Genomic DNA, 12498 nt, shown 5'->3' on the forward strand with positions numbered 1-12498 from the left:
TCATCCTCTCAGTCCTCCCGTCCGCCGGCACCGTCCGGCCCGTCCACCCCCGGGCTCCTCGGTCGGACGACCCGGCCCCTTCCGTTCCCCGTGTCGAGTCCGTCTGCACGACCTCGTCCCGTCTGCACGACCGAACCCCGGGCCCGACCGTGCACACGTGCCCGAGTCGCGCAGGTGTCCCGTGGGCCGGATGCACGACGACCGAAACCGGGGCCGGGAACTGGGACGGATGCACGACTCCGTCGACGAGTCCGTCTGCACGACCTCGTCCCGTCTGCACGACCGGAGCCCGAGACCGACCGTGCACACGTGCCCGAGCCGTGCAGGCGTCCCGTGGGCCGGATGCACGACGACCGAGACCGAGGACGAAACCGGGGGTCACAGGTGGGGGGCGACCGCCGCCGCGAAGGCCTCGGCCGTGCGGCGGACCACACGAGCGGGGTCATCGGCCCAGACATCGGCATGGAAGATCTCGACCTCGATGTCACGGTCGTAGCCGGTGTCCTGCACGGCCCGGGTGAGGGTGCCGAAGTCGATCACCCCGTCCCCGGGATAGTGCCGGGAGAGCAGGGGGTCGGCGGCGAGGGGCGTCTTCCAGTCGCACACCTGGTACGTGGCGATGCGGCCCTCGCGTCCGGCCCGGGCGATCTGGTCGAGCACCTGCGGGTCCCACCAGATGTGGAACGTGTCGACCGCGGCTCCGACGACCGCGGCGTCGAAGTCCGCCGCGATGTCGAGGGCCTGGCCGAGGGTGGAGACCACCGCGCGATCGGAGGCGTACATCGGATGCAGCGGCTCGATCGCGAGCGTCACCCCGGCTCCGCGGGCGTCGTCCGCGAGGGATCCGATCGCATCGCGAACGCGCTCCCGCGCCCCGACGAGGTCGCGCGACCCCTCGGGAAGACCGCCGGCGACGAGCACCAGGACGGCCGTCGACCCCTCGGCACCGGCCGCCGCGAGGGTGGCGGTCTCCTCGATCGCCCGGCGGTTGTCGTCGAGGGCGGCCTCGCGCTCCGGGCCCGCGGGCAGGGTGAAGAAGCCGCCGCGGCAGTGGGTCGTGAAACGAAGGCCGGAGTCGGCGAGCATGCGGGCGGCGACATCGAGGCCCACCGCGTGCACGGGTTCTCGCCACAGGCCGATGGCCTCGACCCCCGCGGCCGCCGTGACGCGCAGGGCCGTCGCGAGGTCCGCGTGCTTGACGGTGGCCTGGTTGATCGAGAGGCGCGGGTGCGGCACGGTCCCGATGTCGGCTGCCCGGGACTCGCGCTCCGCCGCCACGCTCCGGGGGGCGGTCATGCGTCCACCCCGTTCAGGCGGAGTAGGCCGTGCCATCGCTCCCGTGCGAGCTCCGGGCGCTCCAACGCGAGCGATCCGTTGGCGAGTTCGACGATGCGACTGAGGTGCGGCAGGCTCCGCGCGGAGTGCAGCCCGCCGACCATCTGGAAAGCCGGCTGATGGCCGTTGAGCCAGGACAGGAACGCGACCCCGGTCTTGTAGTAGTAGGTCGGCGCCGCGAACACCTGCCGGCTCAGCTCCTCCGTCGGTCCGAGCAGGGCGAGGTAGCGATCGGGGTCGTCCGCGTCGAGCGCCTGGATCGCGGCGGAGGCCACGGGGGCGAGCGCCGCGAACGCGCCCAGCAGTGCATCCGAGTGCCCTCGGGCGGAGGGCCGATCACCGGACACGGGCGACGGCAGACTGTCCCCGCCGATGAGGCCGACGTAGTGGAAGTCGTCGCCGGTGAACATGCGCACGCCCTCCGGCAGCCGCTCGCGCACCCAGACCTCGGACTCCGCGTCGAGCAGACTCATCTTCACTCCGGCGACCGCGTCGCGGTTCTCGCCGATGATGTCGAGCAGCACCTCGGCGGCCTCCTGCCAGACGGGACCGCCGCTCCGCCCGGAGGACGACGGCGCGAAGTATCCCGCCAGCTCCGGATCGAACGCGGTGCCGAGCCAGTGCAGCACGACGGGCACCGATGCGCGGGAGAGCACCTCGCGGTACACGCGGCGGTAGTCGTCGGCGCTCTCCGCGACCCGGGCCAGGTGCCGGGAGGCCATGAGCACCGGCCCTGCCCCCTGCTCCTCCGCGAAGTGCAGCTGCTCGAGATACGCGGCGATCACCTGATCGAGCGAGAGGTGCGCCTCGTCCTCGTGGTCGGTGTTGACGCCGACCACGACCGCCCCGCCCTCCTCGCGGGCGACCTCGGCGCTGCGGGTGATGAGTTCGCGCACCGCGGTCGCGTCCAGGCCCATGTTGCGCTGCGCGGTGTCCATCGCGTCGGCCACGCCGAGTCCCCACGAGTACACGTTGCGCCGGAACGCGAGGGTGGCGTCCCAGTCGATGTCGGCGGGTCGTCCCGGCGTGTTGTCGGCGTGCACCTTCGGCACAACGTGCGCGGCGGCGTACGCGACGCGACTGCGCAGCGGGCCGTCCGGGCGCGTGACGGCCCCGGCTTCGCGGAGCTCGGTCTCGGAGGTGCGGCCGTCGGCGGCGAGCAGGCGGAGCGTGGTCATGCCCGGTCCAGGGTCAGCGGGTCGAGCACGATCTTGCGTCCCTCGGCGCTGGACGCGAGTCCGGCCTCGGCGAACTGCACGCCGCGCGCGCCGGCGAGCAGGTCGAACGGGTAGTCGGTGCCGAGGGCGAAGGATGTGAGGTACTCCTCCCACTGCTGGCGGAAGCCGTTCTGGAACACGTCGTTCGTCGGCACCTGCTGCCAGTCGGCGTCGTAGTCGTGGCTGTCCTCCAGGTCGGGGTTCCACACCGGCTTCGGGGTGGCGTTGCGCGGCTGGATCTTGGCGCCGAACAGCCCCACGACTGCGGAGCCGTGCGTCCCGTCGACCTGGAACTCGACGAGCTCGTCGCGGTTGACCCGCACGGTCCACGAGGAGTTGATCTCCGCGATCACCCCGCCCTCGAGCTCGAAGATGCCGTACGCGGCATCTTCGGCGGTCGCGGTATAGTGCTCCCCCTTCTCGTCCCAGCGATCGGCGATGTGCACCGCGGCCTGCGCGTAGACGCTCGTGACCTCGCCGAAGAGGTTCTCCAGCACGTAGTTCCAGTGCGGGAACATGTCGGTGATGATGCCGCCGCCGTCCTCGGTGCGGTAGTTCCAGCTCGGCCGCTGCGCGGGCTGCCAGTCGCCCTCGAACACCCAGTAGCCGAACTCGCCGCGGACGGACAGGATGCGGCCGAAGAAGCCGGAGTCGATGAGCCGCTTGAGCTTCTGCAGGCCCGGGAGGTAGAGCTTGTCGTGGACGACGCCGGTCTTCACCCCGGCGTCGCGCGCGAGGCGGGCGAGCTCCAGGGCCTCGTCGAGCGACTCGGCGGTGGGCTTCTCGGTGTAGATCGCCTTGCCGGCGGCGATGGCCTTGCGGATCGCGGAGGCGCGGGCCTTCGTGACGAGGAAGTCGGCGTAGATCTCCCACTGCGGGTCGGCGAGGGCGGCGTCGAGGTCGGTCGTCCAGTCCTCGATGCCGTGTGTCGCCGCCAGTTCGGCGAGCTTGGCCTCGCTGCGGCCGACGAGGATCGGCTTGACGGTGACGCGCGTGCCGTCGGGGAGTTCGATGCCGCCTTCGTCGCGGATCGCGAGGATCGAGCGCACCAGGTGCTGGCGGTATCCCATGCGTCCGGAGACGCCGTTCATGATGATCCCGATCTCGCGGGTCGTGGCCTGTGCCATCTCGGTCGGTTCCTCTCGGTGGAAGCTGTCGGCGCTGACAGGGGAATCGTGGTAAGCGCTTTCCGAGATCATGGCATGAGACGCACGACCTCGCAACCGCGGCTACCGGAGCGGCGCGGTGCTCGCCCGCACGTGTAGCGCCGGAGCCACCTCCACCCGCTCCGCGGGCCGCGCCGGCCCCTCCCGCAGGCGCTCCCGGATGAGCTCCACCGCACGGCGCCCGACGTGCTGCTTGGGTGGCCGGAGCGCCGTCAACGGCGGCGAGCCGTGCTCCGCGACCTCGTCGTCATAGGCGACGAGCGAGAGGTCGTCCGGCAGCCGCCACCCCTCGTCCTGGAGATGCTGCTGGAGGAGGAGCGCCTGCGGGTCGGAGTGCACGAGGAGGGCCGTCGTGCCCGTCTCGCGGATCTCGGCGAGCAGCGCGGACGCGAACGTCGCGCGGTCGGACGCCGCCATCCGATCCAGTGCCGCGTCGTGGTCCACCGACACGGCCAGCCCGAGCTCTGCGGCGGCGCGCGACCAGCCCCGCCGCAGCCCCGCCGAGGTGGGCGAGTGCGGCGACGTGAGCACGCCCACCCGCCGGTGCCCGAGCGCGGCCAGATGCCCCGCGGCGAGCGCCCCGCCGAACGCATGGTCGGTCGCCACGCTCTGCATGCGGGTGAGGGCGAGCGCCGCCGGTGTGCGGCGCTCCACGAGCACCACGGGCACGGGCAGGGCGTCGAGCCACGCGAGCAGGGCGTGCCCGTCGGGGCCGTCGGTCTCGGGGGCGACGATGAGCCCGTGCACGGTGCCGGAGTCGAGGAGGGCGGCGATCTGCCGGCGCTGATCCGCCGCCGCGTAGCTCGCGCCGCGGAGCACGAGCTGCACGCCCGCGTCGGCGCCCGCGCTCCGCGCCCCGACGACCACCTGCGGCCAGTAGTAGCTCAGCGACGGCACGACCATGCCGATGCGGAACTGCGGCCCCGGGCCCGCCGTCCGGGCGACGGTGGTGTCGAGAGCGCTCCGGAGCACCGCACCGCCGTGCACCCGGGTGAGGAGTCCGCGATCGGCGAGCGTCGTGATGTCGCGGCGGATCGTGAGCTCGGCGACCCCGAAGTCGCGGGCGAGGTCGGCAACGCGCACCGCCCCCGTGCGGCGGAGCTCGTCGAGGATCCGTTCGCGGCGCGACAGACCGAAGCGCGGGGTGGTTCGCTCCTCCGTCATGCCGCCCTCCTCGGCCATCGCGGCGCGCGGGGGACGGAGTGGGGGCTCAGCATCGGGTTTTCGCCTTCATTGTTCGAGTGTGTTCGATCTGGACCGTTATCGTCCGATCGCGTTGCCTGCGCTCGAACGCACAGTCTTCACTGGAACCGTGCGCGTCGGCAAGCGCATACCCGACACCCCGGAGACCCATGCCCCCTCGACCGATCGCCCTCGCCGCGTTGTCCGCCGAGGCCTGGGACCTCGTCTTCGACGACGCCCGCCGCGCACGGCTGCACACCCTCGCCGCCGATCCGGTGCACACGACCACCCTGCGGGACCCGGCCCTCGACGAGCGCCTCGCGCGGGTCGAGGTGCTGGTGACGGGATGGGGCGCGCCGACGCTCGATGCGCCGCTCCTCTCGCGCCTGCCCCGGCTGCAGGCGGTCTTCCACGCCGCCGGAAGCGTCCGCGGTCTCGTGTCGGACGCGTTCTGGGAGCGGGGGATCCTGCTCACCTCGGCCGCAGAGGCCAACGCCGCCCCGGTCGCCGAGTACACGCTCGCGATGATCCTGCTCTCCGGCAAGCGCGCCCTCCTGCCGCTGCGGTCGGACGATGCCCAACACGACCTGCGGGTCGGGCCCCGCAGCGGCGGCCGCATCGGCAATCTCGACCGGACCATCGGCATCGTCGGGTTCTCCCGCATCGGACGCCGGGTCGTCGAGCTGCTGCACCCGTTCCCCGGTCTGCGCGTGCTCGTCGCCGACCCGTTCGCCGACCCGGTCGCGGTCGCCGCGGCGGGCGCACGGCTCGTCCCGCTCGACGCGCTGCTCCCCGCCGTCGACGTGCTCTCTCTGCACGCCCCCGCCCTGCCGTCCACCTGGCGGATGATCGGCGGTCCGCAGCTGGCCGCCCTGCGCGACGGGGCGACGGTGCTCAACACGGCCCGCGGCGCGCTGCTGGACCACGACGCCCTGCGCGCCGAATGCGCGTCCGGTCGCCTCGACGCCATCCTCGACGTCACCGACCCGGAGCCGCTTCCGCCCGACGACCCGCTGCTGCATCTGCCGAACGTCGCGGTCACCCCGCACCTGGCCGGCTCCCTCGGCACGGAAGCGCACCGGCTGGCCGACGCCGCCCTGGACGAGTTGGCGGCCTGGACGGAGGGCCGCCCGCCCCGGCACCCCGTGCGGCGCGGCGACCTCGCGCACAGCGCATGACGCCCCTCCCCCTCCCTCCGGAGGACCGCGCGCTCTCTCCGTACACGGGATGGACGCGTGCGCACCTGACGACGGTGGCCGACGCGATCCTCGACGGAGCCGTCCGCCATGCGAGCCCGACCGGCGCCGGCATCCGGTATCCCGGCGCATCCGGCGGCTTCGGCTCCGCGGTCGACGCGCTCGAGGGCTTCAGCCGCACGTTCCTGCTGGCCGCGTTCCGCATCGCGGGCGACCCGCTCGGCACGGAGCCCCTTGTCGCGCGCTACGCCCGCGGGCTCGCCGCCGGGGTCGACCCCGCCGGCGCCGAGCGGTGGCCGCGCCCCGACGAGGTCGACCAGGCGAAGGTGGAGGCGGCCGCCCTCGCCCTCGGTCTCCACCTCACCCGGGAGACCGTGTGGGCGCGACTGGACGACACCACCCGGACGCATACCGTGGACTACCTCGCGGCCTTCGTGGGCGGGAGCCGCCCGGCGAACAACTGGGCGTGGTTCCGGGTGCTCGTCGAGGAGTTCCTGGAGAGCGTCGGCGGCCCGTCCTCCGCCGCGGACCGCGCCGCCGACCTCGCACTGCTCGACGGCTTCGAACGCGCGGGCGGCTGGAGTGCGGATGGCGCCGCGCGGTCGTTCGACCACTACGCCGGCTGGGCGTTGTCCTTCTACCCGCTGCTCTGGGCGGATATGGTCGGCGCGGAGCCACGGCACGCAGACCGCATCGCACGGTATCGCGCCCGCCTGGACGCCTACCTCGACGACGCCCTGCACCTCGTCGGCGCCGACGGCGGACCGCTCTTCCAGGGGCGCAGCCTCACCTACCGCTTCGCCACGGCGGCCGCGGCCGGGGTGGCCGCGTTCAGCGGCACCTCCCGGCATGATCCCGGCCTCCTGCGCCGCGCGGTGAGCGGGCAGGTGCGGCACTTCGCCGACCGGGGCGCGCCGGACGCGACCGGGGTCCTCCCCCTCGGCTGGCACGGCCCCTGGCGTCCGCTCGCCCAGGACTACTCCGGCCCCGGCTCCCCGTACTGGGCGGCGAAGGGCCTCCTGCCGCTCGCGCTTCCCGCCGCGCATCCGTTCTGGACGACCGCCGAGCAGCCCCTGCCGATCGATCGGGGTCCGTTCGCCCGCGTCCTCATCGCCCCGGGATGGCTGGCGACGGGCACCGCGGACGGCATCGTCCGCGTGGTCAACCACGGCACCGACCACCGCACACCCGGCGCCTTCCAGCCGGATGCGCCGCTGTACGCGAAGCTCGGCTACTCCACCGCGACCGCCCCCGTGCTGGCGGGCCCCGGCGTGCGCGACCGGCTCGACGGCACGGTCGCCGTGGTGCGCGGCGGCCGGGCGAGTCACCGCTCCGGGTTCACGACGGGAGCACTGCGGGAGGCCGACGGCACGGTCTTCGGCGGCTCCTCCGGGCCCGTGCACTGGCACGGCGGCATCCGCGCGGGGTTCGACGTCGGCGGGGGCGGCACGGCCGCCGAGACCACGGTCGGGCCCGTGGTCGATGTGGTGTCGGCGCTCCGGGGCCCGTGGGAGGTTCGGCTCCTGCGGGTCCGTGCGGGCGCGGGGACGGACGGGAGGATCCGCGACGGCGACGCGCTCCGCGTCGGCGGGTGGGCGGTGTCCGGCCGGACCATCGTCGAGAACGGGCCCGCCCACGCCACCGCCACCCTCGCCCGCGGCGGGGAGACGCAGAGCCGGGTCGTCGGGCTCCACGGCCTCGACGACGCGAGCACGGGCGTCCGGTGCGAGCGCGACGTGACGCCGCTCGGCCCGCAGACCGCCACCCCGTGGCTCTCGGCAGCGGTGACGCCGGACACGTGGATCGCGATCGGCCTGCTGCTCGGGACCTCCGCCGACGCGCCCCGGCTCGACCTGCGGGGAGGCGAGGCGACGGTGATCTGGCCGGACGGCGCCATGACGAGTCTTCGCCCCGAGGAGTTCCTGCCCCGGGGATGAGCGTCAGCGACGTGCCGTGCTCGACCGCTCCACAAGGCGGGTCGGCACCACGACGGGCGTCTCGGGATCGATCGCCGTCCCGTCGCCCTCCACGGCCGCGATGAGGGCGGTGACCGCCCGCTGCGCCAGCGCCGGGAAGTCCTGCCGGACGGTCGTGAGCGGCGGGAGGAAGTTCGCCGCCTCCGGGATGTCGTCGAAGCCGACCACGCTGACGTCGCCGGGTACCGCGCGCCCGGACTCCGCCACGGCCCGCAGCAGCCCGAGCGCCATCTGGTCGTTGGCGCAGAACACCGCCGTCGCCGGTCCCAGGGCCGGTGCCGCGGCGAAGCCCGACTCCGCGCTCCAGTCCCCGCGCGCGACCGCCGGGGGCGTGCGTCCGGCCGCCGCCAGGGCGTCGCGCCACCCGCGCTCGCGCTCCACGGCCGCGAACGACTCCTCCGGCCCTGCGAGGTGGTGGACGGTCTCGTGCCCGAGAGCCAGCAGGTGCTGCGTCGCGGCGCGCGCTCCCGCGAAGTGATCGCTGTGGACGACCGTCGCTCCGGCACCGGCCCGCGCGTCCACGACGACGAGATGCAGGCCGGGCGGCAGGGTCGCGGCGGGAACGAGCGCGGACGCCTCGTTCAGCACGAGGGCGCCGTCGACGCCCTGGTCCACGAGCCGGGCGAACGCGGCGTCCAGTCCGTCCGCGGCCGTGACGACCGTGAGCGCGTAGCCGCGCTCCGCCGCCGCCTCGGCCGTGGACTGCAACATGCGCGAGTTGCCGACCGTGGCGAGGGTGGTCACGACGAGGCCGATGGTGTGGCTGCGACCGGTGCGCAGGGCCCGCGCAGCCCGGTGCGGCCGGTATCCCAGTTCTGACATCGCGGCCTCGACCCGCGCCCGGGTGTCCGGATCGACGCGCGGGCTGCCGTTGACGACGCGGGACACGGTCTGCCCGGAGACGCCAGCGCGCGCCGCCACGGTCGCCATGGAGACGCGAGCGGCGGTCGCCATCGGGCGCTTCTCGACCACGGATCCTCCGTTCACAACTCAGTGATGTTGACGTTAGCACGGTGCCCCTCCTAGCATGTTGACGTGAACACGCCCGAATCTCCTGAGATCCGCACCGAGCTTCTCGGCGCCGGCGTCGTCAAACGCGCGACGACCCTCGCCGACGGCCGCGACCTCTTCTACTACGACGATCCGGACACCGCGCTCGGTGCGGAGCGCTCCGTCGACGCCCGCACCCTGGCACCGCGACCGGACACGGCGACCATGCGGCTCGACGTGCTCACCGGAGACTGGATCACCGTCGCGGCCAACCGCCAGAACCGCGTCATGATGCCGGGAGCCGACGCCGATCCCCTCGCGCCGCAGACGCCGGGCAACCCGTCCGAGGTGCCATCCCGGTACGACGTCGCCGTGTTCGAGAACCGCTCCCCCGCGTTCGGGCCCGCCCTCGCCGAGCCGACCGGCACCGCCCCCGGCGCCGCGAACGCCCCGCGCGGCCTCGACGACCTCGCCGCTCTCGGGCTCGGACGCACCCGCACCGCGGTCGGCCGCTGCGAGGTCGTGTGCTTCAGCCCCGAGCACACCGGATCGTTCGGCACCCAGACCGTCACCCGCGCCCGCACGGTCATCGAGGCGTGGGCCGATCGCACCGCCGCACTGTCGGCTCTCCCCGGCATCCAGCAGGTGTTCCCGTTCGAGAACCGCGGCGAGGCGATCGGCGTCACCCTCCCGCACCCGCACGGCCAGATCTACGCGTACCCCTACGTGACCCCGCGGACCTCGCGCGTGCTCGACGCGGTCGACCGCACCGCCCCCGACCTCTTCGCCCGCATCCTCGAGGAGGAGCAGGCGTCCGAGCGGGTGGTGTTCCGCGGTGAGCACTGGACCGCGTTCGTGCCCTTCGCCGCACGGTGGCCGCTGGAGGTGCACCTCATGCCGCACCGGCACGTGCCCGACCTCGCGGCGACGAGCGCGGAGGAGCGCGACGAGCTCGCCCCGCTCTACCTGCGGCTGCTGCGCGGCGTCGACGCCCTCTATGCCGACCCGACGCCCTACATCGCCGCCTGGCACCAGGCACCGGTCCACGTCGGCCGCGACTCCGTGCGCCTGCACCTGCAGCTCACGAGCCCCCGCCGCGCCGCCGACAAGCTCAAGTTCCTCGCCGGTTCCGAGTCCGCGATGTGGGCGTGGGCCGCCGAGGTCGCCCCCGAACAAGGCGCCGCGCGACTCCGCGAGGCCATCGCCCGCGCCGACGGGGAGGCCTCCGCATGACCGCCGCGCACGACGCCGCCGTCGACCTCTTCACCCGCCTCACCGGGCGCACCCCGGACGGCGTCTGGTCCGCGCCCGGCCGGGTGAACCTCATCGGCGAGCACACCGACTACAACGACGGATTCGTGCTGCCGTTCGCGATCCCGCAGCGGACCGTCGCCGCGGTCGGCCGCCGCGCCGACCGCCGGATCCGGGTCGCGTCGACCTTCGCGGACGAGCCGGTGGAGGTCGAGCTCGACGACCTCGACCGCGTCTTCCCGACCCCCGCCGGCACGACGCCCGCGGTCGCGGAGTGGGCCGCATACCCGCTCGGCGTGGCCTGGGCGCTCCGTGCCGCGGCCGCGGGCGCGGCCACCGGCCTGGACATCGCGATCGCCTCTGACGTCCCGGTCGGCGCCGGGCTCTCGTCCTCCGCGGCGATCGAGGGTGCCACGGCCACCGCCCTCGACGACCTGTGGGGCACGGGTCTCGACGCCGTCTCGCTCGCCCGCATCGGACGGACGGCGGAGAACGAGGCCGTGGGCGCGCCCACCGGGATCATGGACCAGATGGCCTCGATGCTCGGCGAGTCCGACGCCGCGATCTTCCTCGACTGCCGCTCCCTCGCCACCGAGGTCGTGCCGCTGGGCATGGCCGACGCCGGCCTCGCCGTGCTCGTGATGGACACCCGCGTGACGCACGCGCATTCGACCGGAGGCTACCGGGAGCGCCGGGCCGCGTGCGAACGCGGCGCCGCGCTCCTGGGGGTTCCGGCGCTGCGCGATGTCGCGGTCGCCGACCTCACCCGCGCGGAGCGCCTGATGGACGACGTGACCTTCCGCCGCGTCCGTCACATCGTCACCGAGAACCAGCGCGTGCAGGACACCGTGGCGACCCTGCGGGCGCGGGGCCCGCGCGCCATCGGCGACCTGCTCGTCGCCTCCCACGCATCGATGCGCGACGACTTCGAGATCTCCACTCCCGAGCTCGACGCCGCCGTGGAGACCGCCCTCACCTCGGGGGCCGTGGGCGCCCGCATGACCGGGGGAGGGTTCGGCGGCGCGGCGATCGCCCTCGTCGACCGCGACGCCGTCCCTCTCCTCGCCGACGCCGTCCGGGCACGTTTCACCGCCGAGGGCTTCGTCGCCCCGCACCTGTTCGAGGTCAGCCCGTCCGCCGGGCCCCGCCGCGACGCCTGACAGAATGAAGGGTCGAGCCGCCACCGCCGCGGCCGGAGAGGAACGCATGTCCTGGATCGTCACCGGCGGCGCCGGCTACATCGGCGCCCACGTCGTCCGCGCACTCGCGGACGCGGGGCTCACCCCCGTCGTCCTCGACGACCTCTCCAGCGGCGTCCCCTCCTTCGTCCCCGCGGGGGTGCCGTTCGTCCGTGGCAGCATCCTCGACCGCGCCCTCGTCGAGGAGACCCTGCGCACGCACCAGGCGGAGGGCGTGATCCACGTCGCCGGCTACAAGTACGCCGGGGTGTCGGTCCAGCGCCCGTTGCACACCTACGCGCAGAACGTCGAGGGGACGCGGATCATCCTCGAGGCGATGGAGGCCGCGGGGGTCGCGAACATCGTCTTCTCCTCGTCGGCCGCCGTGTTCGGCACCCCGGATGTGCCGCTGGTCGTCGAGGACACCGCCAAGAAGCCGGCCAGCCCGTACGGCGAGTCGAAGCTCATCGGCGAGTGGCTGCTGCGCGACCAGGCGATCGCCACCGCCGACTCCGCCCGCCCGCTGCGCCACACCTCGCTGCGGTACTTCAACGTCGTCGGCTCGGCCGACCCGACGGTCTACGACGTCAGCCCGCACAACCTCTTCCCCATCGTCTTCGAAGCCCTGATCGAGGGACGCACCCCGAAGATCTTCGGCGACGACTACGACACCCCGGACGGCACGAACGTGCGCGACTACGTGCACGTCGGCGACATCGCGGCCGCCCACGTCGCGGCCGCGCAGCGCTTGGCCTCCGGCGCCCCGATCGAGCCGGCCTACAACCTCGGCTCCGGCGACGGCCTGAGCGTGAAGCAGATCATGGATGCGGTCGCCCGGGTGACGGGCATCGACTTCACTCCGGAGATCGGCCCGCGCCGCCCCGGCGACCCGGACCGGATCGTGGCGACCGGCGAACTCGCCGCCCGCGATCTCGACTGGACCATGCGCTACACGGTCGACGAGATGGTGCGCACGGGCTGGGAGGCCCGCCGCGCCGCCGTCTGAC

Annotated in this window: 10 protein-coding genes; 5 read left to right on the forward strand and 5 right to left on the reverse strand. The window is 73.9% G+C overall.

Features of this window, described 5'->3' with window-relative positions; genetic code table 11:
* Window positions 1–378: 378 nt before the first annotated feature.
* The 4 genes from KAF39_RS02210 to KAF39_RS02225 form a co-directional block, all read right to left on the reverse strand.
* Entirely contained in the window at window positions 379–1296 is a 918-nt protein-coding gene (locus KAF39_RS02210) for a sugar phosphate isomerase/epimerase (RefSeq protein ID WP_210675761.1), read from the reverse strand.
* Window positions 1293–2513 (reverse strand): DUF993 family protein, encoded by a 1221-nt coding sequence (locus KAF39_RS02215; protein WP_210675762.1) that lies wholly within the window; start codon window positions 2511–2513, stop codon window positions 1293–1295. The genes KAF39_RS02210 and KAF39_RS02215 overlap by 4 nt, the downstream gene beginning before the upstream one ends.
* A complete protein-coding gene (locus tag KAF39_RS02220) occupies window positions 2510–3679 on the reverse strand; it encodes a Gfo/Idh/MocA family protein (RefSeq protein WP_210675763.1) in 1170 nt (389 codons plus the stop codon). Before KAF39_RS02220 ends, KAF39_RS02215 begins: the two co-directional genes overlap by 4 nt.
* Window positions 3680–3781: 102 nt before the next feature.
* Window positions 3782–4882, reverse strand: a complete 1101-nt coding sequence (locus KAF39_RS02225) for a LacI family DNA-binding transcriptional regulator (RefSeq protein ID WP_210675764.1) — start codon at window positions 4880–4882, stop codon at window positions 3782–3784.
* 188 nt (window positions 4883–5070) lie between these two features.
* Between KAF39_RS02225 and KAF39_RS02230 the strand changes: the two genes are divergently transcribed.
* Entirely contained in the window at window positions 5071–6078 is a 1008-nt protein-coding gene (locus KAF39_RS02230) for a hydroxyacid dehydrogenase (protein ID WP_210675765.1), read from the forward strand.
* Entirely contained in the window at window positions 6075–8033 is a 1959-nt protein-coding gene (locus KAF39_RS02235) for a DUF2264 domain-containing protein (protein ID WP_210675766.1), read from the forward strand. The genes KAF39_RS02230 and KAF39_RS02235 overlap by 4 nt, the downstream gene beginning before the upstream one ends.
* 3 nt (window positions 8034–8036) lie before the next feature.
* Here the strand turns inward: KAF39_RS02235 and KAF39_RS02240 are convergent, their stop codons facing one another.
* Window positions 8037–9026 carry a LacI family DNA-binding transcriptional regulator gene (locus KAF39_RS02240; RefSeq protein ID WP_246878206.1) on the reverse strand — a complete coding sequence of 330 codons (990 nt, stop codon included), beginning with the start codon at window positions 9024–9026 and terminating at the stop codon, window positions 8037–8039.
* Window positions 9027–9107: 81 nt separating this feature from the next.
* Here KAF39_RS02240 and galT point away from each other — a divergent pair, with 81 nt between their 5' ends.
* Genes galT through galE form a run of 3 tightly spaced genes read left to right on the forward strand, consistent with a single transcriptional unit; the run spans window position 9108 to window position 12497 of the window.
* Window positions 9108–10295: a galactose-1-phosphate uridylyltransferase gene (galT, locus tag KAF39_RS02245; RefSeq protein WP_307805022.1), complete on the forward strand. Its 1188-nt coding sequence runs from the start codon at window positions 9108–9110 to the stop codon at window positions 10293–10295.
* Window positions 10292–11473 carry a galactokinase gene (gene galK, locus KAF39_RS02250; protein WP_210675767.1) on the forward strand — a complete coding sequence of 394 codons (1182 nt, stop codon included), beginning with the start codon at window positions 10292–10294 and terminating at the stop codon, window positions 11471–11473. The genes galT and galK overlap by 4 nt, the downstream gene beginning before the upstream one ends.
* Before the next feature lie 46 nt (window positions 11474–11519).
* Window positions 11520–12497 carry a UDP-glucose 4-epimerase GalE gene (galE, locus tag KAF39_RS02255; protein ID WP_210675768.1) on the forward strand — a complete coding sequence of 326 codons (978 nt, stop codon included), beginning with the start codon at window positions 11520–11522 and terminating at the stop codon, window positions 12495–12497.
* Window position 12498: the final 1 nt, after the last annotated feature.

Source organism: Microbacterium sp. BLY (genome assembly GCF_017939615.1).
Lineage (GTDB): Bacteria > Actinomycetota > Actinomycetes > Actinomycetales > Microbacteriaceae > Microbacterium.